Source organism: Paraburkholderia sp. USG1, from assembly GCF_031570135.1.
Classification (GTDB): domain Bacteria; phylum Pseudomonadota; class Gammaproteobacteria; order Burkholderiales; family Burkholderiaceae; genus Paraburkholderia; species Paraburkholderia dioscoreae.
In genome coordinates this window covers 1-20495 of record NZ_JAMWXW010000036.1, presented here as the reverse complement: position 1 = coordinate 20495, position 20495 = coordinate 1, and the positions used below count along the sequence as shown (strand labels likewise).

At 62.4% G+C, this 20495-nt stretch carries 21 protein-coding genes; 10 read left to right on the top strand and 11 right to left on the bottom strand.

The features are described from left to right. Positions 1-6 precede the first annotated feature (6 nt). The 6 genes from NE850_RS33465 to NE850_RS33440 all read left to right on the top strand — a co-directional run bounded on the left by NE850_RS33465 (position 7) and on the right by NE850_RS33440 (position 4534). Positions 7-531 (top strand): AlpA family transcriptional regulator, encoded by a 525-nt coding sequence (locus NE850_RS33465; RefSeq protein ID WP_007175596.1) that lies wholly within the window; start codon positions 7-9, stop codon positions 529-531. A gap of 228 nt (positions 532-759) precedes the next feature. Then, positions 760-1185, top strand: a complete 426-nt coding sequence (locus NE850_RS33460) for a DUF1178 family protein (protein WP_007175595.1) — start codon at positions 760-762, stop codon at positions 1183-1185. 48 nt (positions 1186-1233) lie between these two features. Beyond that, positions 1234-2430, top strand: a complete 1197-nt coding sequence (locus NE850_RS33455; RefSeq protein WP_007175594.1) for an acyl-CoA dehydrogenase family protein — start codon at positions 1234-1236, stop codon at positions 2428-2430. 10 nt (positions 2431-2440) lie between these two features. Then, complete coding sequence (locus tag NE850_RS33450; protein ID WP_007175593.1) at positions 2441-3568, top strand: acyl-CoA dehydrogenase family protein; 1128 nt, start codon at positions 2441-2443, stop codon at positions 3566-3568. Positions 3569-3602: 34 nt separating this feature from the next. Next, positions 3603-4061: a MaoC family dehydratase gene (locus NE850_RS33445; RefSeq protein WP_007175592.1), complete on the top strand. Its 459-nt coding sequence runs from the start codon at positions 3603-3605 to the stop codon at positions 4059-4061. Then, positions 4058-4534 (top strand): MaoC family dehydratase, encoded by a 477-nt coding sequence (locus NE850_RS33440; protein WP_007175591.1) that lies wholly within the window; start codon positions 4058-4060, stop codon positions 4532-4534. Before NE850_RS33445 ends, NE850_RS33440 begins: the two co-directional genes overlap by 4 nt. Before the next feature lie 140 nt (positions 4535-4674). Here NE850_RS33440 and NE850_RS33435 read toward each other — a convergent pair whose 3' ends face one another. The 5 genes from NE850_RS33435 to NE850_RS33415 all read right to left on the bottom strand — a co-directional run bounded on the left by NE850_RS33435 (position 4675) and on the right by NE850_RS33415 (position 10218). After that, complete coding sequence (locus tag NE850_RS33435) at positions 4675-5934, bottom strand: acyl-CoA dehydrogenase family protein (RefSeq protein WP_165185398.1); 1260 nt, start codon at positions 5932-5934, stop codon at positions 4675-4677. A 68-nt stretch (positions 5935-6002) separates the two neighbouring features. After that, the gene (locus NE850_RS33430) at positions 6003-7109 is read right to left on the bottom strand and encodes a phosphotransferase (protein ID WP_310699920.1); all 1107 of its coding nucleotides are present in this window, start codon (positions 7107-7109) and stop codon (positions 6003-6005) included. A 20-nt stretch (positions 7110-7129) separates the two neighbouring features. Continuing rightward, positions 7130-7846 carry a histidine phosphatase family protein gene (locus tag NE850_RS33425; protein WP_165185403.1) on the bottom strand — a complete coding sequence of 239 codons (717 nt, stop codon included), beginning with the start codon at positions 7844-7846 and terminating at the stop codon, positions 7130-7132. Positions 7847-7867: 21 nt separating this feature from the next. Beyond that, complete coding sequence (locus tag NE850_RS33420; protein ID WP_310699919.1) at positions 7868-8656, bottom strand: oxepin-CoA hydrolase, alternative type; 789 nt, start codon at positions 8654-8656, stop codon at positions 7868-7870. After that, complete coding sequence (locus NE850_RS33415) at positions 8653-10218, bottom strand: 3-hydroxyacyl-CoA dehydrogenase (protein ID WP_310699918.1); 1566 nt, start codon at positions 10216-10218, stop codon at positions 8653-8655. The genes NE850_RS33420 and NE850_RS33415 overlap by 4 nt, the downstream gene beginning before the upstream one ends. 126 nt (positions 10219-10344) lie before the next feature. Between NE850_RS33415 and NE850_RS33410 the strand changes: the two genes are divergently transcribed. Further along, entirely contained in the window at positions 10345-10992 is a 648-nt protein-coding gene (locus NE850_RS33410; protein ID WP_165185410.1) for a glutathione S-transferase family protein, read from the top strand. 106 nt (positions 10993-11098) lie between these two features. Here the strand turns inward: NE850_RS33410 and NE850_RS33405 are convergent, their stop codons facing one another. Both NE850_RS33405 and NE850_RS33400 read right to left on the bottom strand, forming a co-directional pair. Then, a complete protein-coding gene (locus NE850_RS33405; protein ID WP_165185412.1) occupies positions 11099-12271 on the bottom strand; it encodes a pyridoxal phosphate-dependent aminotransferase in 1173 nt (390 codons plus the stop codon). A gap of 142 nt (positions 12272-12413) precedes the next feature. Next, the gene (locus tag NE850_RS33400; protein ID WP_165185415.1) at positions 12414-12911 is read right to left on the bottom strand and encodes a putative toxin-antitoxin system toxin component, PIN family; all 498 of its coding nucleotides are present in this window, start codon (positions 12909-12911) and stop codon (positions 12414-12416) included. 57 nt (positions 12912-12968) lie between these two features. On the opposite strand from NE850_RS33400, the gene yaaA reads away from it, so the two are divergent. Both yaaA and NE850_RS33390 read left to right on the top strand, forming a co-directional pair. Next, a complete protein-coding gene (yaaA, locus tag NE850_RS33395; protein WP_165185417.1) occupies positions 12969-13751 on the top strand; it encodes a peroxide stress protein YaaA in 783 nt (260 codons plus the stop codon). A gap of 36 nt (positions 13752-13787) precedes the next feature. After that, on the top strand, positions 13788-14942 hold the full coding sequence (locus tag NE850_RS33390) for a M14-type cytosolic carboxypeptidase (protein WP_007175581.1): 1155 nt from the start codon (positions 13788-13790) through the stop codon (positions 14940-14942). A 107-nt stretch (positions 14943-15049) separates the two neighbouring features. Here the strand turns inward: NE850_RS33390 and NE850_RS33385 are convergent, their stop codons facing one another. From NE850_RS33385 to NE850_RS33370, 4 genes are all read right to left on the bottom strand, one after another. Continuing rightward, positions 15050-15709 (bottom strand): BspC domain-containing protein, encoded by a 660-nt coding sequence (locus NE850_RS33385; RefSeq protein WP_007175580.1) that lies wholly within the window; start codon positions 15707-15709, stop codon positions 15050-15052. A gap of 158 nt (positions 15710-15867) precedes the next feature. Then, entirely contained in the window at positions 15868-16542 is a 675-nt protein-coding gene (locus NE850_RS33380) for an energy-coupling factor ABC transporter permease (RefSeq protein ID WP_007175579.1), read from the bottom strand. Positions 16543-16654: 112 nt separating this feature from the next. Then, positions 16655-17533 carry a response regulator transcription factor gene (locus tag NE850_RS33375; RefSeq protein WP_007175578.1) on the bottom strand — a complete coding sequence of 293 codons (879 nt, stop codon included), beginning with the start codon at positions 17531-17533 and terminating at the stop codon, positions 16655-16657. 224 nt (positions 17534-17757) lie between these two features. After that, positions 17758-18972: a DUF2863 family protein gene (locus NE850_RS33370; RefSeq protein ID WP_165185420.1), complete on the bottom strand. Its 1215-nt coding sequence runs from the start codon at positions 18970-18972 to the stop codon at positions 17758-17760. A gap of 269 nt (positions 18973-19241) precedes the next feature. Between NE850_RS33370 and NE850_RS33365 the strand changes: the two genes are divergently transcribed. Beyond that, positions 19242-20357 (top strand): AI-2E family transporter, encoded by a 1116-nt coding sequence (locus NE850_RS33365; protein ID WP_007175576.1) that lies wholly within the window; start codon positions 19242-19244, stop codon positions 20355-20357. Positions 20358-20495: the final 138 nt, after the last annotated feature.

Genomic DNA, 20495 nt, shown 5'->3' with positions numbered 1-20495 from the left:
TAACGTATGGAATATGTGTTCACCTTGAAGTACCAGCTCGCGGCGGAAGATTGCGATCTTGACGCGATCGTTGAGCGTCTGGGCGAAGCTGGGTGTGACGACGCCACCGTTGGTGTCGGTCAGCCGGGCCGCATCGCGCTGTTCTTTACTCGCGAAGGCGCGTCCGCATTCGGGGCGCTGGTCAGTGCTCTCCAGGACTTCAAACGAGTGGTGCCGTCCGGGCGTCTTGTGGAAGCGGGGCCCGATTTCGTTGGCCTCACTGACGTCGCCGAAGTCGCAGGCGTGTCGCGGCAAAACATGCGCAAGCTAATGCTGAACCACGCAATCGACTTTCCGCCTCCGGTCCACGAGGGCAGTGCATCGGTGTGGCATCTGTCGGACATTCTTGATTGGCTCACCGCGCGCGGTGGTTATGACATCAAGCCGGATGTGTTCGAGGTCGCAAGGTCGGCCAAGCAGATCAACCTTGCCAAAGAGGCACGCGAACTCGAGCCAAGGCTGGGCCGTCAACTGGAATGCCTCGTGGCATAAAAGCAGAGCGGCAGCCAGCGTGCGTAGCCTCGCAGGCGTATGTGATCGGCAAGCCCATTAGCCTTCCGGAGTACCTTCGGCGGGCCTCGGCGCAAAGCGTTAAAATCGCCCACCGCGTCTGGATTGTCGGCGACTTCCGGCGTTGGCGCCTTCGTCTGTAAAATTTTACGAACGACCGTTCACAAATTTACGTTTTGCGCTAAACTGGCACGCAAGCCCTGATTCCACATGAAGGTCCTCGATTTACAGTGTCCGCATGGCCATCGGTTCGAAGGCTGGTTCGCTTCGGCTGATGACTTCGAATCGCAGCAGTCCCGCAAGCTCGTCGAATGTCCGATCTGCGGTGCGAACGAGGTGAGCCGTTTGCCGTCGGCGCCGCGCCTGAACCTGTCGGGTGCGACCGGAACGAAAGCGCCGGCGGACGCAGGGGAAATGCAGGCGCGCGCGATGCGTGCCTTGCGCGAGGTACTGGAAAAGACCGAGAACGTGGGCGACCGCTTCGCCGAGGAAGCACGGCGCATTCACTACAATGAAGCGCCCGCACGCAATATTCGCGGTGTCACCACGCCGGAAGACGCGAAAGCCTTGGTCGAAGAAGGCATCGAAGTGATGCCGCTGCCGGTCCCGGCTGCCTTGAAGGAACCGCTGCAATAGCGCAGTGGCTCACTGGCGGCGGGTGGCGGCGGCCAGGAGACACTACGCATGAATCTGGACTATTCGCCCGCTGACAGCGCGTTCCGCGCCGACATCCGCGCCTGGCTTGAGACAAATCTGCCTCGGGAACTGAGCGACAAGGTACTCAATCACAAGCGGCTTTCCCGCGAAGACTTCGCAAGCTGGCACAAGCTGCTTGGCACGCGCGGCTGGTCTGCGCCAGCGTGGCCGAAAGAATACGGCGGCCCGGATTGGGACGCCACCCAACGGCACATCTGGGACGAAGAGTGCGCGCGTATCGGCGCGCCGTCCGTGCTGCCTTTCGGTGTCTCCATGGTGGCGCCCGTGTTGATGAAATACGGCAACGAGGCACAGAAGCGGCACTATTTGCCGCGCATTCTCGACGGTACGGACTGGTGGTGCCAGGGCTACTCGGAGCCGGGCTCGGGTTCGGATCTGGCGTCGCTGCGCACGCGCGCGGAGCGCGTCGGCGACCATTACGTGGTCAACGGTCAGAAAACGTGGACCACACTCGGCCAGTACGCCGACATGATGTTCTGCCTCGTGCGCACGGACAGCGGCGCCAAAAAGCAGGAGGGCATCTCGTTCCTGCTGATCGACATGAAAACGCCGGGTATCACCGTGCGGCCGATCATTACGCTCGACGAAGATCACGAAGTGAACGAAGTTTTCCTCGAAGACGTGAAGGTGCCGGTCGAGAATCTGGTCGGTGAAGAAAATCGTGGCTGGACTTACGCGAAGTATCTGCTCGGCCACGAGCGCACCGGCATCGCGCGGGTCGGCCAGTCCAAGCGCGAACTCGTCTTCCTGAAACGCCTTGCGTTGAGTCAGAAAAAGAACGGCAAGCCGCTGCTGCAAGATCCGGTGTTTGCCGCAAAAGTCGCGAACCTCGAAATCGAGTTGATGGCGCTCGAAGTCACCGTGCAACGCGTGGTCGCCAATGAAACAGGCGGACGCGGGCCGGGACCGGAAGCGTCGATGCTGAAGATCAAGGGCACGGAAGTGCAGCAAGCGCTGACCGAACTGATGTTCGAAGCAGTCGGGCCGCTCGCCGCACCGTTCGACATACCGTTCCTCGAAGGAGAGCGCGAACATAGCCTCGCCGGCGAGGACGATGCCGCGCCTCTCGCCGCGTACTACTTCAACTTCCGCAAGACGTCGATTTACGGCGGCTCGAACGAAATTCAAAAGAACATCATCGCGCAGATGATTCTCGGACTTTGAGGAGCGGCGCATGGACTTCACTTTCAACGAAGAGCAGCAGCAATTCGCCGATGCGTTGCGCCGCTATCTGGACAAGAGCTACGGGTTCGAAGCGCGCCAGGCGATCGTGCGGTCGGAAACCGGTGTATCCGATGCGCATTGGGCCGCGTTTGCCGAACTGGGCCTGACTGCGCTGCCGGTGCCGGAAGCGCAAGGCGGTTTCAACGGCGGCCCGATCGACATGCTTGTCGTCATGCGGGAACTCGGCCGCGCGCTGGTCGTCGAGCCTTATTGGGCGACTGCGGTCGGCATCGAGGCGTTGCGCCTCGCGGGTAGCGAACAAGGCGAAGACGCGTCGCTGCTCGAACGTGCGGCTCAGGGCGAGATCAAACTGGCTGTGGCATTTCACGAACCGCACGCTCGCTACGACCTTTTCTCGATTGAGACAACCGCGAGCGGGCAGGGCGGGCAGCAGACATTGAGCGGCACCAAGTCGGTCGTATTGCACGGCGCGCAGGCGGATCACTGGATCGTGCCCGCCCGGCTGAACGGCGAGATCGCACTCTTCGTCGTGGCGCGCCATGCGGCCGGCGTCACGATCACGGACTACCGCACGATCGACGGCCAGCGTGCCGCCACGCTCGAATTCAACGGCACACCTGCGCGCCGGCTTGCCGGCCAACACGCCGGTGCGGCTGCGCTAGAGCATATCGCCGACTACGGCACGGTGCTGCTGTGCGCCGAGGCAATCGGCGCGCTCGACGCCTTGAACCTCGCCACCGTGGACTACACGAAGACGCGCCAACAGTTCGGCCAGCCGATCGCGCGTTTTCAGGCCTTGCAGCATCGCATGGTGGAGATGCTGATTCACGCCGAGCAGGCGCGTTCCGTCACGTATCTGGCCGCCATGCGCTACAGCAGCACGGACGTCGACGAACGTCGCCGCGCGGTTTCCGCTGCGAAGGCACGGGTGGGTCAGGCCGCGCGCTTTGTCGGTCAGCAGGCGGTTCAGTTGCATGGCGGCATGGGCGTCACGAATGAGGTGGCGGCGGCACATCTGTTCAAGCGGCTTGCTATCATCGAAACCACATTGGGCGATGTCGATCATCATCTCGCGCGGTTCGCCGCGCTGCCCGGCTTCGTCGCGGCCGAGGCGTGATCAGCCGCTCGAATCGAATAAAGGAGAGACGACAATGGGTTTGAGTTACGAGGACTTGATAGTCGGCACGAGCATCGAAATCGGCAAGCACACGTTCACGCGTGACGAGATCGTCGAGTTTGCGCAGAAGTTCGATCCGCAGCCGTTTCATCTGGACGAAGCCGCGGCTGCCGAATCGCCGTTCCGCGGATTGGTCGCGAGTGGCTGGCATACCTGTTCGGTCATGATGGGCATGCTGGTGCGTAACGCGTTCGCGGATTCCACGTCGATGGGCTCGCCTGGCATCGACGAAATCCGCTGGTTGAAGCCGGTACGAGTCGGCGACACGATCACCATGATGAACGCCGTGCTCGACAAGCGTATTTCGGAGAGCAAGCCGGATCGCGGCATCGTATCGACGCAATGGGAAGGCATCAATCAGCATGGCGAAACGGTGATCACGGTGCGCTCGAAAGGACTGTTCGGGCTGCGCAATCCGGGTGCCGCGTCATGACGGACAGTGCGGCGGCTGCCGCCACGTTGGGCAGTGCCACCGCCTTGCGCGCGCTGGTGGGTGCCGAGCCGCTCGTTAGCGAATGGCTGACGGTGGACCAGACGAGTGTCGATCGTTTTGCCGAAGCGACCGGCGATCATCAATGGATTCACGTCGACCCGGAACGGGCACGGCGGGAGTCGCCGTTCGGCGGTCCCGTTGCGCACGGTTTCCTGACGCTGTCGCTGATTCCGGCGCTGCTCGACAGGACGGTGGCGCTCGAGCAGCGTATGGGCGTCAATTATGGATTGAATCGCGTGCGTTTTACGTCGCCGGTGCCGGTCGGTTCGCGGTTGCGCGCCGGATTCGCCGTCGAGTCCGTTACCGAAGTGGAGAACAACGGCGTGCAGGTGCTATGGAATGTGACGCTGGAACGGCAGGGCAGTGAGCGGCCGGTGTGTGTCGCGGAGTTCATCACGCGGCATTATTTCTAGCGTTTCCGCGTACGTATATTGAAAAAGCGCGAGCGGCATTCATGCCGGCTCGCGCTTTTTGCTGATGCGGATTCAGATGCCGCGGCGAAATCAATGTTTCGTGGATTGCGCCGCGTCTCCAAAAAAATGCCTGCCCAGCCTCAAAACCGCGTAATCGGCGTCTCCACGCGAGCCGCCGCGCCGGCATCCATATAACGCGCGAGTTCGAGTTTGGCGATCGCATTGCGGTGCACTTCGTCGGGGCCGTCGGCGAAACGCAGTGTTCGTGCGGACGCATAGGCATACGCCAGCGGGAAATCGTCGCTGACACCGCCGCCGCCGTGCGCCTGAATCGCCCAGTCGATCACCTGACAAGCCATGTTCGGCGCGACGACCTTGATCATGGCGATCTCGCCGCGCGCACCTTTGTTGCCGACGGTGTCCATCATGTAGGCCGTTTTCAGGGTGAGCAGACGCGCCTGCTCGATCATGCAGCGAGCTTCGGCGATACGCTCCTGCGTGACGCCTTGCGCGGCAACCGGCTTGCCGAACGCGACACGTTGCAGCGAGCGTATCGACATCAATTCGAGTGCGCGTTCGGCGAGACCGATCAGGCGCATGCAGTGATGGATGCGTCCCGGCCCGAGCCGGCCTTGCGCGATCTCGAAGCCGCGCCCTTCACCGAGCAGCATGTTGGTGGCGGGTACGCGCACATTTTCGAGCGTGATTTCCATGTGCCCGTGCGGCGCGTCGTCGTAACCGAAGACGGTGAGCGGCCGGCGCACGGTGATGCCGGTGGCGTCGGCGGGAACCAGAATCATCGACTGCTGCTGGTGGCGTGGCGCATCCGGATCCGTCTTGCCCATGACGATATAGATCTTGCAGCGCGGATCGCCCGCGCCGGACGACCACCATTTGTGGCCGTTGATCACGTAGTAGTCGCCGTCGCGCACGATGCTGGTCTGAATATTGGTCGCATCCGACGACGCGACTTCAGGCTCCGTCATCAGAAACGCCGAACGGATCTGGCCTTGCAGCAGCGGTTCGAGCCACTCGCGCTTGTTGTCGTCGCTGCCGTAGCGTTCGATGGTTTCCATGTTGCCCGTGTCGGGCGCGTTGCAGTTGAATACTTCGGGCGCCCACGGTACGCGGCCCATGATCTCGCACAGCGGCGCGTATTCGAGGTTCGTCAAGCCGGCGCCGCGCACGGATTCAGGCAGGAACAGATTCCACAAGCCGGCGTCGCGCGCTTTCTGTTTGAGTTGTTCGATCAGTTCGGTGGGCAGCCACGCGTTGCCGTTCTGTCGATTGCGTGCAATCTCCGCGTAGAACGCCTGCTCGTTCGGATAGATGTGCTCGTCGAAGAAGGCGAGCAGTTTCTCGCGCAACGCCTGAACCTTCGGGGTGTAATCGAAATTCATGTAAGACCTCGCGAATGACGGGTAACGGACGACGTTTGTTCGGGGCGCGGCCGGACGCGCGAATCCGCTCAGCGCACTTTCTGCGCGTAGCGCCAGGCGAGTTCGGCCATCGGCTTCGCGCGGCGGCCGGCGTCGAGCGCCTGCGCGCTGGCCGCGGTGCCGTCGACGACACGCTTCATGATCCCTTGCAGGATCGCGGCGATGCGAAACATGTTGTACGCCAGGTAGAAATTCCAGTCGCCGTGAATCTCGAAGCCGGTGCGTTCGCAATAGCGCGCGACATACTGGCTTTCGTCGGGAATGCCCAAGGCCGCCCAGTCGAGGCCCGCGATCCCGCGGAATTGCGTCGGATCGACGTGCCACGCCATGCAGTGATAGGCGAAGTCGGCGAGCGGATCGCCGAGCGTCGACAACTCCCAGTCGAGTACGGCGAGGACGCGCGGTTCCTCGGGATGAAAGATCAGATTGTCGAGCCGGTAGTCGCCATGCACGATCGAAGCGCGCTCGCCCGTTTCGGCCGGCATATGCTGCGGCAGCCATTCGATCAGGCGCTGCATGGCGTCGATCGGCTCGGTCTCGGACGCGATGTACTGCTTGCTCCAGCGACCGATCTGGCGCGCGAAGTAATTGCCCGGCTTGCCATAATCGGCGAGGCCGACCGCCGCGACGTCGACGCTGTGCAGCGCCGCGATCACGCGGTTCATCTCGTCGTAGATCGCGGCGCGTTCGGCGGGTGTCATGCCGTGCAGCGACTGGTCCCAGAGCACGCGGCCTTCGACGAACTCCATCACATAGAACGCGCGGCCAATCACGCTTTCGTCCTCGCACAAGGCGAGCATTGTCGCGACCGGCACATCGGTGTCGGCAAGCGCGTGCATTACGCGATATTCACGTTCGACGGCGTGCGCGGACGGCAGCAGTTTCGCCGCTGGACCGGGTTTGGCGCGCATCACATACGAGCGGGACGGCGTGAGCAGCTTGAAGGTCGGATTGGACTGCCCGCCGGCGAATTGCTCCAGCGTGAGCGGGCCGGCGAATCCGTCGACGTGCCGGGTCAGCCACGCGGCGAGCGCGTCGCTGTCGAAGCGTTGTCGCTCGCTGACCGGGCGCGTGCCCTCGAAGTCCGAATAGTCCGGCTGGTGTTCCGGTTCGCCGGTCTGTGTGGCTTGCACCATCTGTCTCCTCCAGTTCGGGTTCAGCTACGCTTGTATTGAATGAATTGTGCGTAGAGCATTTCCATCGTGGTGTTGCGCACGCCGCGATGAAGCGGCGACGGCGGTGAATAGTTGATCGTGCGCAGCACCCAGTCGCGTGGCACGACGCCCACGTCGAGCGCGTTGATGCAGCCGGTGGCTTGCGCCAGGTGCCCGAAGAACGTGCGGCCGCCGGCCGTAAGCGCATGCGACAGGATCGCGCGATTCACGCCGCCGTGCAGGACGAGCAGCACGGTGTCCCACGAGGTGTCCTCGCGCAACGCAGCGAGCGCGGGCAGCACGCGATCGAATAACTCGCCAATGGTCTCGCCGTCGAGAAAGCGCGTGCTTTCCGGCACGATTCCGTCGAACACGCCGAGAAACGCGGCCTCCATATCGTGGAGCGGAATATTGCCGAGCTTGCCGCCGCGAATCTCTTCCCAGGCGGGCTCGATTTCCAGTTCGATCTGCTGGCCGGTCTCGGCGAGCACGCGCCGCGCCGTTTCGATGGTACGCGGCAAACCGCTGACGATCACCCGGTCGAACCGGATCTGCTGCGCGGCGAACTCGCGGCCCGCCGCGCTCGCCTGTTCGCGGCCGTTGGCGTTCAAGGGCACGGTCTCGGGATCGATCGCGCGGCCGGAGCCGTCGAAATAGGTGACGTCGCCGTGACGCATCAGAAAGATGCGGCGGCGTTTGGGCAGTTGATAGTCAGGCATGGTCCTGTCGGTCACTGATGTTCACTTATACACCGGAGCGCGTTTTTCGAGGAACGCGGAAATCCCTTCCAGACTGTCGCGATGATGCAGCGATGCGACAAAGTTGTCGCGCTCCGCAACGAGATGGTCGGCGAGTGGCTGCGTGCCGGCCGCGCCGATCAGCCCCTTGATGCGAGCGACCGAATTGGGCGAAATCTTGCCGAGCTCATCGGCCCAGGCAACCGCGGCGTCGCGCACGGCGCCCGTTTTGGCGAGTTTGTTGACGACGCCGAGTTCATGCAAGCGCGTGGCGCCGATCGGTTTGCCTTCAATCAGTACTTCGGTGGCCAACTGACGCGGCAGCGCTTGCGAGAGAAACCACGAACCGCCGCCGTCGGGTGTCAGGCCCACGCGTGCATACGACATCACGAATTTGGCCGTGTCCGCGGCAACGATCAGGTCGCACGCGAGCGCGAGCGAGAATCCCGCGCCGGCGGCGGCGCCATCGACAGCGGCGATCACCGGCTTTGAAGAAAGGCGCAGCGCCGAGATCCATTCGCCGAGAAGATCGATGCTCTGGGCCTGCACGGACGGATCTTTCGCGCGATTTTCCAGCAGACGGTTCAGATTGCCGCCCGCGCAGAAGAAGTTGTCGGCGCCGGTAATCACGACGGCGCGGATCGACGGATCGCGCTCCACCGAGTCGAGCGCCTCGATGCCGGCAGCGTACATGTCCGGATGCAGCGCGTTGCGCGCGCCGGGATTCGACAGCGTGAGAACCAGTGTCGATTCGCTTTCGGTCGGGCGCGAGGTCAGCAGTTCGGCGCTCATTGTTGCGTCTCCGTGGTGTGCGTTTCGGTATCGGCTGCGTCGCGCTGGGTCAGCGGCAGGCCAAGTTGAGCTCGCCGCGCGAGCCAGGGCGACGGACGATAGCGCGGGTCGCCGAGCACGCTGAACATATTGCGCAGGATCGCGAGAATAGTGGTCGAGCCGAGCGTGTCGCCCAGCGCCAGCGGGCCGCGCGGGTAGCCGAGGCCGAGCGTCACGGCGAGATCGATATCTTCCGGCGTGGCGATCTGTTGTTGCGCGATATCGCAACCGATGTTGACGATGGTCGCCACCACGCGTTGCGCGACGAAGCCGGTCGAGTCGCGGATCACGGTGACGGGAACGCCGTCGGCGGCAAAGAGCGCATGCGCCGTGTCACGCGCGGTGCGCGTGGTGGCGGGCGTTGTCATCAGCGTGCGGCGTTGCGCACCAACGAGCGGGAAGAGCGCGTCGATCGCGACGACACGGGCGGCGTCGAGCGCTTCGTCGACCGCGGCCGTGGTTGCGTCGTGACCGAACGGTGTGACGACGATCAGCGAGTTCGCTTCGGGCGTGATGCCGTCGTCGAGTTTCACACCGGCTTTTTCGACGAGTTGCGCGACGGCGTCATGCGCTTGCGGATAACGCTTGCTGACCCACACACTGGCCGGCAATCCGGTCGGCGTGGGCGCTTCGGCAGGCACCTGCTGCTTGCCGTCTTCGTAGCGATAAAAGCCTTCACCCGTCTTGCGGCCGAGTAGTCCGCCCGCGAGCCGCGTGCCGGTAATAGGCGAAGGCGTGAAGCGCGGCTCTTCATAGAACTGGTGATAGATCGACTCCATCACCGGATGCGAGACGTCCAGCGCCGTCAGATCGAGCAACTCGAATGGGCCAAGGCGAAAGCCCGCCTGCTCGCGCATGATGCGGTCGATGTCCGCGAAACTCGCCACACCTTCACCCGCCACGCGCAAGCCCTCGGTATTCATGCCGCGGCCCGCGTGATTCACGATGAAGCCGGGCATATCTTTCGCGCGCACCGGCGTGTGACCCATGCGGCGCGCGAGATCCATCAGCGCGTCACCCGCGGCGGGATCGCTGCGCAGACCGTCGATCACTTCGACGACTTTCATCAACGGCACGGGATTGAAGAAGTGATAACCGGCCACGCGCGACGGATCGCTGCAGCCGGCGGCAATTGCCGTGATTGACAGCGAAGACGTGTTGGACGCGAGGATGCAGCGTCCGCTCACAATGGTCTCCAGTTCGCGGAACAGCGCCTGCTTGACGTCGAGTTTTTCGACGATCGCCTCAACGACCAGATCGCAACCGGCCAACTCGCCGATGGCCTGCGCGCCGCTGACATTCGCGAGTGCGGCGAGAGAGCGCGCCTGGTCGAGCTTGCCTTTAGAGGTCAACTTCGCGAAAGTTTCGGCGAGGTAGTCGCGCGCAGCGCCGATTGCAGCAGGGTTGGTGTCATACAGACGCACAGTGAGGCCGGCCAACGCGGCAATCTGTGCGATGCTGCGGCCCATTGCGCCGGTTCCGACAATGCCGATAGTCTCGATGCTGAAATTGCGAGAGGTCATTGTGATGCTCGACTCCATGATTATTTTAGAATAGCACGATCGTGCAATTTACTGGATGATTGATCGAAGACCGCTGCTTTGACGTTGACAGGCGGTCGCATACGACCCGAAGGAAGGAGACACCCGATGATCAAGCTGTGCGGTTTCGCGCTCTCTAACTATTACAACAAAGTGAAGTTCGTGCTGCTCGAACACGGCATTCCGTTCGAGGAGGTGGCGGTGCTGCCGAGCCAGGAAGAGGCCATGCTCGAGCATTCGCCGCTCGGCAAGGTGCCTTATCTGCAGACTGAAGACGGCGATCTGTGCGAATCGCAATGCATTGTCGAGTATCTGGCGGCGCGCTTTCCCGACAAGGCGATTTTCTCCACCGACCCTTGGGAAGCGGCCAAGGAGCGCGAGCTGATCATGTTCGTGGACGTGCATCTCGAACTGACCGCGCGCAATCTCTACAAGGAAGCGTTCTTTGGCGGCACCGTGACCGAGGCGACCAAAGGGCGTGTCGAGAAACTGCTTGAGCATCATATTGCCGGCTTCAGGCGGATCGCGAAGTTCGGGCCGTATCTGAGCGGCGAGCGCTTCAGCGTTGCGGATACGGCCGGATACGTGAGCTTGCCGCTGGTGGGCATGGCGACGCAGACCATCTACGGGCGCGATTTTCTGCTGGACGCCGGCGTGGACTGGAAGGGCTACGTGAAAGCGATCAACGCACGGCCGGCCGCGCAGCGTGTGACCGAGGATCGCAAGGCGTATATCGCCGCGTCGCGCCCGGGTTGACGGGCGCGGCCTGCCAGTAAGCGAACGGGCGCGCGCCGCGCACGCCCGGGCCGTTGCGCGCGATGGCAAGAAACGGGGGAGCGTTCTTGGCATCGCGCGGGACATTTTAAAGCCGCGCCAGCCGCTCGAGCGCGGTGGCGAGCGTGCTCTCCTGCTTGGCGAAGCAGAAGCGCACCACGCCCGACTCATGTGCCTCGTGATAGAACGCCGAGACCGGAATGGCCGCGACGCCGATCTCGCCGGTCAGCCATTGCGCGAATTCGGCTTCGGGCAAATCGCTGATTGCCGAATAGTCGACGCACTGAAAGTACGTGCCCGTGCACGGCAACAGCCTGAAGCGTGAATTCGCGAGGCCGGCGCGGAAGAAGTCGCGCTTCTTCTGATAAAACGCCGGCAGGTCGAGATACGGCGCCGGATCTTTCATGTAGTCGGCGAGGCCGATCTGCATTGGCGTGTTGACGGTGAACACGTTGAACTGGTGCACCTTGCGGAACTCGGCGGTGAGCGCGGCAGGCGCGGCTACGTAGCCGACCTTCCAGCCCGTCACATGGTAGGTCTTGCCGAAGCTCGACACCACGAAACTGCGCTGCGCCAGTTCCGGATAGCGGGCCACGCTCTCGTGCGGCGCGCCGTCATAGACCATGTGTTCATACACTTCGTCGGAGAGGATCAGCACGTTGGTGCCGCGCACGATTTCTTCGAGCTTGCGCATATCCTGCTCGCGCCAGACCGTGCCGGTCGGATTGTGCGGCGTGTTGATCAGCAGGAGCCGGGTTTTCGGCGTGATCGCGGCAGCGAGCCTGTCGAACGGAATCGCGTAGTCGGGCGCTTCCAGCGTGACGAAGACCGGCTTGCCGCCGGCCAGTTCGATGGACGGCAGGTAGCTGTCGTAGGTCGGTTCGACCACCACCACTTCATCGCCCGGATGGACGCTGCAGAGAATCGCGGTCAGCAATGCCTGGGTCGCGCCCGCCGTCACGGTGATTTCAGTCGTGGCGTCGTAGCGGCGGCCGTACAGGTTCGCGATCTTATCCGAGATCGCCTGACGCAGCGGTGCGGCACCCGCCATGGGCGGGTATTGGTTGTGGCCCTCGCGCATGGCGTTCGCGACCGCGTCGACAATTCGCGGATCGCAGTTGAAATCGGGAAAGCCTTGACCCAGATTCACCGCGCCTTTTTCGGCGGCGAGCGCGCTCATCACGGTGAAAATCGTCGTGCCGACATTCGGCAGGCGAGACGGAAACGTGGGACTCGTTGGCGTGTCGTGCGGTGCATTCATGGCGCTGTCCGGAGCGTGGGCAAGTGGGTTAGACAAAGGCGTCGTTTGAAACGGGCGAAGCCTGATTGTAGGGAATCGCGGCGCGGTGTGCGCGCCGCGAAGCTCGCGTTAGCCGTCTGGCCAGGGCCATGCGGCTGGCGAGTCATGCGGTTGCGGGCTCGCCGGTGGTGCTCGGTAACGCGCCGATGGCGACGACGAAGGGCGCCGGCTGGGCGATCTGAAAGCCGAAATCACGTGCAATCCGTTTGGCCAGCTTCAACACCGCGCGATCTTTCGAGACCAGCCAGTCGGCCTGCGCGGCGTGCGCAAGCTCGAGAAACTTCTGGTCGTCGCGATCTTTGCATTTGGGCAAGGGCCTGGCGTCTTCCTGTGGCGCAACGGGTTCGACCAGCTGCGCGAGCCGAGCGACGACCGTGAGCGCGGCGGCCTTGTCCACTTTGCGATGCACGAATTGCGGGTAGTCGAGCACGTAGGTGAGTTCGGCGAGGCAGCGCGCGTCGATCAGCGCAGCCAACGCGCCGCTTTCGAGCGCGGCCGCGATCGGCCGCGTGTGCGGATCGTCGAACACGAGAATGTCGATCCACACATTGGAATCGAGGACGACGCGCAAAGCGCCGCGTGAGGCATGGGAACCGGGCATTCGTTACAATCTGGCTTTCGTCTTTGACCGCCAGGCACGGCGTGCCTGCAAGCCTCTATGATAATCGTTCTGTCGCCGGCGAAATCGCTCGACTACGAAACCCCGCCTCACGTCAAAAAGCACACGATCCCCGATTTCGTCGACGACGCGGCCGAGTTGATCGGCGGATTGCGCCTTTTGTCGCCGCAGCAGATCGCCTCCTTGATGGATATTTCGGATCAGCTCGCGCACCTCAATTTCCAGCGCTATGCGGAGTGGTCGCCCAAATTCGGCACGCACAACGCCAAGCAGGCGGTATTGGCGTTCAACGGCGACGTGTACGAGGGTTTCAGCGCCAAGACGTTGTCGGCGGCGGATCTGGACTATGCGCAGAATCACGTGCGCGTGTTGTCCGGCCTGTACGGTTTGCTGCGCCCGCTCGACCTGCTGCAACCTTACCGGCTCGAAATGGGTACGCGTTTCGCCAACCCGCGCGGCAAGGATCTATATGCGTTCTGGGGCGAGCGGATCACGCAGGCCTTGAATGTGCAACTGAAGAAGAACGCCGCGGCGTCCCGTGTGCTGGTGAATTGCGCGTCGGGCGAGTACTTCAGGTCGGTCAAGCCGAAGCTGCTCGAGGCGCCGGTCATCACGCCCGTGTTCGAGGACTGGAAGGGCGGCCGCTACAAGATCATCAGCTTCCATGCAAAGCGCGCGCGCGGCCTGATGGCGCGCTACGCCGTGGAAAACCGTCTCGACAAGCCCGAGCAGTTGAAGGACTTCGACGCCGAAGGCTACGCGTTCGACGCTGAAGCGTCGAACGATTCCACTTACGTATTCCGCCGCCGCGTCGCTGAATAGGCGTTTCGCCGCGCACACAAGCAGGGAAGAAACATCATGACGTTATCCATTACGAGCACTTTCGACGCTGGCGCGATCGAGGTGCTGTCCTGCGAAGAAGCGGACAATATCCGTTTGCGCGTGCGGCCGGACAGCCATGCCGAATTCGCGCAGTGGTTCTACTTCCGGTTATCCGGCGCGGCGGGCGAGCGCTGTGTGATGACCTTCGAAAATGCGGCCGCGTGCGCTTTTGCCGAAGGCTGGCGTAACTACCAGGCTGTGGCGAGCTATGACCGGGTGAACTGGTTCCGCGTGCCTACGTCGTACGACGGCCGCGTGTTGACGATCGACCACACGCCGGATTTCGACCGTGTTTACTACGCGTATTTCGAGCCGTACAGTGAGGAGCGTCATTCGGAGTTTCTGGGCGCGGTGCAGCAGATGCCGCAGGCAACGCTCACGGAATTGGGCACGACCGTCGAAGGCCGGCCCGTGTCGTTGCTCACGCTCGGCACGCCGCAAACCGGCGACACGCCCAAAAAGAAGATCTGGCTGATCGCGCGCCAGCACCCCGGCGAGACGATGGCCGAATGGTTTATCGAGGGTCTCGTGAAGCGGCTCGCAGGTTGGGGCGATTGGGCGGGAGACCCGGTGGCGCGCAAGCTCTACGATTACGCTGTCTTCTACATCGTGCCGAATATGAATCCGGATGGCAGCGTGCACGGCAATCTGCGCACGAATGCGGCTGGCGCGAATCTGAATCGCGAGTGGATGGAGCCGGATGCCGCGCGCAGCCCCGAGGTGCTGGTGGTGCGCGACGCGATTCACGCCACCGGCTGCGACCTCTTCTTCGATATCCACGGCGACGAAGCGCTGCCTTACGTGTTCGTGGCCGGCTCCGAAATGCTGCCGGGATTCACGGAGCGGCAGCGGGAAGAGCAGCAGGCGTTCATCGAAGCGTTCAAGCATGCGAGCCCCGATTTCCAGGACAAGCACGGCTACGCCGCGAGCAAATATCGCGAGGATGCACTGAAGCTGGCGTCGAAGTACATCGGCAACGAATTCGGCTGCCTGTCGCTGACACTGGAGATGCCGTTCAAGGACAACGCCAATCTGCCCGACGAACGGGTGGGCTGGAACGGCGAGCGTAGCGCGTCGCTCGGCGCGGCGATGCTTCAGGCAATCTTGCGGCACGTGGAGACGTTTGCTTAAACCGTGCTCCGCATAAAAACGAGGCATGCACTTCACGGTGTGCCTCGTTTTCATTGCTCACCGTCGGACCAGCGGCTCGGGCGACATGATGCCGCGGGCGCGAACCGCTACTGGGTTTTCTTCTTTGCCGGTGCCTTCTTCGCGGTGGCTTTGCCAGTGCTCGTTCTCGACGACGACTTGCCCGAGCTCGATTTCGAAGACTTCGTGGTCGCTTTCTTCGTCGTTTTGCCGCTTGCCGAGTGCTTGCCCTTGGCGCTCTTATGTTTGCCGGACGACACTCGCGATCCCGAGGGTTCCGAGCTGCGCGCGCGGGCCGGGGGCACCGGATCGTTCCAGCTGAACGCCAGCATCTGCGCGCCGACATAGCCGCAGCGGAATTTCAGATCGGCGGGGTCGCCGTCGCCGCTCTGGCGGATGCCAAGCCCTTCGACCGTGACGATGTTGTCTACCTTGACGCGCTGTTTGCCCTCGTCGAACGAATCGTTCCACGGCGTGACCGAGGCATGCGCGCTATCGAACGAACTGGGCGGAAATTCGACGTGGTCGAAGACGGTCGAGGTGCTGGCAACAAAGTTGCCATGAGCCGCGCAGTCCGCAACGAGCGGGTCCGCATGCATTTCATTGACAAACTTATTGACGAGATCATTGTGCTGTTCGAGTTGATCGGCGAGCGCGGAGGTGGAGCATATGAGCGAAAGACTCGCCGCACATGTTGCCAACCGGCCGACCAACCGCAGCAATCGGCGCGGTACGTTGGTGCGATCCATCTAGTTCGTTAGACGCTAATAAGACATGAGGCACGTAAGATGCCCCGCGAGAGGGTGGAGTTCAATCCTGACACAAATATTTTGTCCTGTCGTGGTGCACGGGCGGCTCGACGCGGCCGTCCATTGCCGCCAACACGCGTTCGATGTTGATGCAAGTGTCAGGTGCGTGGTCCGCCCAATCGATATCTCCGTACGTCATAAGTGGTGACCCACGCAGGACGATAAACCGCGATCAATGCCGTCGACATGCCGGTGAACCAGGCTTCCCCTGTGGCAAGTAGAAGCACACTGAACGCGTAGCCGGCGGGTATCACGGTCATCGAGCCGCCGACGAGCGCGATATGAATGCCGAGCGCCGCGGCCGCCGTAAGAGACACGGCAATGGCAGGCGAGACAAACCCTTGGCCGAAGATGAACATGAAGAGATTGCGCGGCAGCCACGCGATGCTGATGCGTTGAACCAGAGTCGAAATGCCGACTGGCAGCGCACCGTACACGAGGAAGGTGAGCGCGATACCCTGCCAGGGTGCATCGAAGACGACGGCGGCAAGACCTGTCACCACCGCCATGGCGATCAGCGCCAGCGCCCAGTCGAATAACGTGACGACTAGCGTGGCGCCGAGCAGATGCATGACGGTGCCGTCGTCGAGCCATGCATTGCTGGCCCACAGCACCGACACTGCGACGATGATCGCAAGCCAGACATGCTGCAGTGTGCCATCCTGAAGTCGTTTGAAAGGATTTTTCCACAGCGCGAGCGCGACCACTATCGCAGTGGCGGTCCAGCCACCGACAGCGACCCAGAACGGAAGCGGTGTGTAGAGGAAACCCATGAGTCTCATATTACTCGTTGGACGAGAAAAGGTGTGAGCGGATTCCATGCCAGCAGGCGCAAACGCTGTCAGAAAGTGCTCGCCCGGGTTCTGTTCCGCCCGCCCGCGCCGCTCATGCAGGACCTTGCGGAAGCGGGTCCGCTGTCGGTCCGGCGGCGGGCGCATCGCCGTATTGCGTGCCTGGTTCGGCTGCCATCGGCAACCGGGCGGCCGTGTCGTTAGCGGGCAACGGATACTGGAAGCGCCGTCGCGTGCGGCGACGCAAAGGCACTATGCCGGCTTGTCCCATGATCGGGCGAATCGGGCCGTCGGCATCGTTACGCAATACCTGTAGATGGTTTGACAGCCAACCGTTGTAGAGCGCGACCGCGGCGGCGCGATTTGGCGCGCCGAGCTGCTGGAATATGCTGGTCAGATGGATCTTGACGGTGCCCTCGCTGATGCCGAGGGTGCGCGCGATCATCTTGTTGGTGCTGCCCATGTGGACGCAGCGCATGATCTGCTGCTGACGGGGTGACAGCCCATTGGCCAGTTTGGTGCGGCGTGGCGGAGGGCTCTTCTCGTCGAACGGCCGGATGGCGATATCCGGCGGCAGGGGAGGATCGAGCGCCAGTGCGCCGGGTGGCACGTAGTGACCGCCCAGTAGCACCATTTCAAACGCGCGCACGATCAGACACGGGTCGGTGTCGCGCGGCACGACGCCGAGCACGCCTTCGTCCATGAGCTCTCGCACGGAGACCGGCGAGATCTGGTCGGTTAACACCGCAATGCGCAGATCGGGGTAGTGACTGAGCAGATGGCGCGTATCCGCGATCGACATCCAGTCCTGCCAATCGATCACGAGCAGGTCGGGCCGCTGACGCTTGAGCGGGCGTTCAACCTGACGCCAGTCTTGCGCTTCGTTAAAACGCGCCAGCCGGTCAATTTGCCGCAGTAGTGCTTTGAGCCCATCACGCCGTTCCGCGTTTGAGTTGAGTATCGAGAATCGCATGCATGTCTCCAGATGAATCGGGCGAAGTGGCGCGATGCAGACGCACGGCGAGTGAGAGCCGGATGCGTTGCAATGCGTCGCCGTCCCTATGATGACAAATTCCCTTCGACTTGACGGCCTGTCCAAAAGGCATAAGAGGAATGACATGGAAAAGATCAGATATAAAAAAGCCCCGCGCGCGGCGGGGCTTTTTTATGTGGCGCGAAACGCGCCGGTGGCCGTGTTCAATGGAAGTGCGGCTGCGCGGGCTCCGCGTCCTCCGGCATTTCGGCATGGACGATTTCACCGAGCGGGTCGGCATAGAGCGGCACGCCGCAGTCGTCGCAATATTCCGGCTCGAAGCGGCCGGCGTGCCGACGCACCTCGGTTACACCGGTCTCCTTGAGCAACGCGACGATTTCTTCGAGCGGATCGTCCGAAGCGGCGGTTTCTTGCGGCTCTTCGTCGATGCCGGGTTCGCCGTTCTCACGGCCGTACAGCGGCCATACGACGCCGTAGATCACGTCATTGCTGCCCCGGCGCGTAAAGCCGACGCGGTATTCGTCGATACGGCGTTCGCCGAAGCCCGCGACGACCGCGCGCAATTCCTGAGGCGCTGCGCCGATCGTGTCGAACAGATAGCGCACGGCGGTGCGCACGGTGTGAGGGCGTACGCTCTCGTCGGCATCACGGCAGGCTGAATAATAGGCGTCCGGTAACAGACACTCGAATTCGCAGCCCGGCAACACCAGCGACAAATTGGCGCCGCCTTGCGTGGCCCATTGTTCAAGACATTGGCCGCGCTCGATCCGGTTGCCGTGCTCTTCTTCCTGCCAGCGGAACGTCGGCTCGCCCGCCGGTGCCGCGACTACGGCCAGCAGGAAGCGCGGGTCGGCCAGAATCGGCGAGGTCTCCGGCAACTCGCCGAAATTCAGCTTCACGTTGCCGCCGGCCATGGCTGCCTGAGCGAGTTGCTGGGCAATGCGCCAGGTTTCGACATGATGACGTGGCAGTTGATCGATGCTGTACAGGAAAGGCGCCATGGCGACCCGCGTATTCGCGGCGAGCACGTGAGCTTGCAGATGCGCGCGCAGGGCGTCGGCGGCGTCGGTCTTGAGCGGGCCGGACGGAATCATGTAGCGGGTCCAGGCGAGCACTGGCGCGGCGATCAGCAGCGCTTCGTAAGGCACGCCTTCGTGTTCGAGGATGAACGACTCGCTGTGGGTTTCCGCCATATCGGCGAGCGCGCCATACGCGTCGGGATGATTTTGCTGCAGATGATCGAGCGCGGCGTCCAGCGTAGTCTGGTTGGCATTGCGGACGATCTTGGCCAGCAGCGCATCGAGTTTCGCTTCCCAGAAGCGGTCCTCGGTGCGGCTGCCCGACGCGAAAAGCGCGAGCGAAAGACCGACGAGCTTGTCGGCATCGGGTGGGAGACGTTTGGCGATTCGCGAGCGCATAAATCCGGAAATTGGGGTGTACAACCTTATATTCTAGTCTTTTCTATGCCGCCATATTATTTGGTCGGCAATGCCGGATGAATTAGGACGTTTCCACACGAAAAATCAGCCTGTTGAGCGCGCCTGCGGACCGTTGCACGGCGACCTGGCCCAATGTTATAAGACGCTCCCGGACGCGTGACTCGCTTCTATACTGACCGCTTTCAGCGGACGTCTGACAAAAGTATGTCTACTCGTCGCCGGCGGTTTGGCGCAACAGGAGATTCAACATGAAATCGGACCAACTGATCGAACGTCTTGCCGCTGTGTTCGCGCTGATTATCCTGGTGGGCGGATCGCTGCTGGTGCTGGCGCCTTTCACGACCGCGCTGCTATGGGGTGCCATTCTCAGCTATAGCTCCTGGGGCTTGTACCGGAGGCTGACCGCGGCGCTCGGGGGGCGGCGCAAGTGGGCGGCCACGTTGATCGTGTTCATCATTCTGATTGTCGTGCTTGGGCCGTTCGTCTATGCGGGTTTTGCCTTTGGTGCGCACGTGCACGACATTGTCGCACTGGTTCAGCGGCTCTTTGAGGCCGGTTTGCCGGATTTGCCGTCGTGGGTTGCGCGGATTCCTCTGGTGGGTTCCAGCATCGAGACATTTTGGGAGCGTCTCACAAGCAGCAATTCGGAATTGATCGCGCAATTGCGTACGCTCGCAGCGCCCGCCGGCAAGTGGATTCTGGCGGCTGCGATTGCGGTTACGCATGGTCTCGGGCTGTTGGCGTTGAGTATCGTGCTCGCTTTTTTCTTTTATACGGGGGGCGAGGGTGCCGCCGCCTGGCTGAATGCGGGCATGCGGCGTATTGCCGGCGAGCGTGCCGACTATCTGCTGGCGCTTGCGGGCAGCACGGTGAAGGGCGTGGTCTACGGGATTCTCGGCACGGCGCTTGTACAGGGGATTCTGGCTGGATTCGGATGCTGGATCGCAGGCGTGCCGGCACCCGCGCTACTTGGGCTGGCTACATTCTTTCTGTCTGTAATACCGGGCGGCCCAGTAGTCGTCTGGTTGCCCGCGGCGATCTGGCTGTACCACGGCGGCGCAACCGGCTGGGCGATCTTTCTGGTGGTGTGGGGCGTGCTGGTCGTCGGCATGTCCGACAACGTCATCAAGCCGATCCTGATCGGCAAGAATAGCGACATGCCCTTGATCCTGGTGATGCTGGGTATTCTTGGCGGCGCATTTGCTTTTGGTTTCCTTGGCGTTTTCATCGGCCCGACCTTGCTGGCGGTCGCATACACCGTGCTTCACGACTGGACCATCGGCGCGCCGGCTGCGCGTGCGTTGGCGCCCGATGTGAAAGTACCTGTCGTCGATGAGCCGGGCGGTATAAAAAAGGCGCCCTGAATAAATTCCAGATAACGCTTGCAAGGCGGAGTCTGTCTCGCTAGAATCTCGCTCTTTCGTGCTTCGGACAACGGAGTGCGGGAGGCGGGAGAGCCAGTAGTGGCAAGGCTTTCAGCGAAGTGGGCGGGTTAGGCAAGT

Bases quoted from the DNA above. Each gene is read 5' to 3' on its own strand.
- NE850_RS33370 (WP_165185420.1), bottom strand. From the start codon at position 18,972: ATGCGCTCGCGAATCGCCAAACGTCTCCCACCCGATGCCGACAAGCTC.
- NE850_RS33375 (WP_007175578.1), bottom strand. From the start codon at position 17,533: ATGCGATTCTCGATACTCAACTCAAACGCGGAACGGCGTGATGGGCTC.
- NE850_RS33380 (WP_007175579.1), bottom strand. From the start codon at position 16,542: ATGGGTTTCCTCTACACACCGCTTCCGTTCTGGGTCGCTGTCGGTGGC.
- NE850_RS33390 (WP_007175581.1), top strand. From the start codon at position 13,788: ATGACGTTATCCATTACGAGCACTTTCGACGCTGGCGCGATCGAGGTG.
- NE850_RS33400 (WP_165185415.1), bottom strand. From the start codon at position 12,911: ATGCCCGGTTCCCATGCCTCACGCGGCGCTTTGCGCGTCGTCCTCGAT.
- NE850_RS33425 (WP_165185403.1), bottom strand. From the start codon at position 7,846: ATGCCTGACTATCAACTGCCCAAACGCCGCCGCATCTTTCTGATGCGT.
- NE850_RS33435 (WP_165185398.1), bottom strand. From the start codon at position 5,934: ATGAATTTCGATTACACCCCGAAGGTTCAGGCGTTGCGCGAGAAACTG.
- yaaA (WP_165185417.1), top strand. From the start codon at position 12,969: ATGATAATCGTTCTGTCGCCGGCGAAATCGCTCGACTACGAAACCCCG.
- NE850_RS33385 (WP_007175580.1), bottom strand. From the start codon at position 15,709: ATGGATCGCACCAACGTACCGCGCCGATTGCTGCGGTTGGTCGGCCGG.
- NE850_RS33460 (WP_007175595.1), top strand. From the start codon at position 760: ATGAAGGTCCTCGATTTACAGTGTCCGCATGGCCATCGGTTCGAAGGC.
- NE850_RS33430 (WP_310699920.1), bottom strand. From the start codon at position 7,109: ATGGTGCAAGCCACACAGACCGGCGAACCGGAACACCAGCCGGACTAT.
- NE850_RS33410 (WP_165185410.1), top strand. From the start codon at position 10,345: ATGATCAAGCTGTGCGGTTTCGCGCTCTCTAACTATTACAACAAAGTG.
- NE850_RS33440 (WP_007175591.1), top strand. From the start codon at position 4,058: ATGACGGACAGTGCGGCGGCTGCCGCCACGTTGGGCAGTGCCACCGCC.
- NE850_RS33445 (WP_007175592.1), top strand. From the start codon at position 3,603: ATGGGTTTGAGTTACGAGGACTTGATAGTCGGCACGAGCATCGAAATC.
- NE850_RS33415 (WP_310699918.1), bottom strand. From the start codon at position 10,218: ATGACCTCTCGCAATTTCAGCATCGAGACTATCGGCATTGTCGGAACC.
- NE850_RS33465 (WP_007175596.1), top strand. From the start codon at position 7: ATGGAATATGTGTTCACCTTGAAGTACCAGCTCGCGGCGGAAGATTGC.
- NE850_RS33405 (WP_165185412.1), bottom strand. From the start codon at position 12,271: ATGAATGCACCGCACGACACGCCAACGAGTCCCACGTTTCCGTCTCGC.
- NE850_RS33365 (WP_007175576.1), top strand. From the start codon at position 19,242: ATGAAATCGGACCAACTGATCGAACGTCTTGCCGCTGTGTTCGCGCTG.
- NE850_RS33455 (WP_007175594.1), top strand. From the start codon at position 1,234: ATGAATCTGGACTATTCGCCCGCTGACAGCGCGTTCCGCGCCGACATC.
- NE850_RS33450 (WP_007175593.1), top strand. From the start codon at position 2,441: ATGGACTTCACTTTCAACGAAGAGCAGCAGCAATTCGCCGATGCGTTG.
- NE850_RS33420 (WP_310699919.1), bottom strand. From the start codon at position 8,656: ATGAGCGCCGAACTGCTGACCTCGCGCCCGACCGAAAGCGAATCGACA.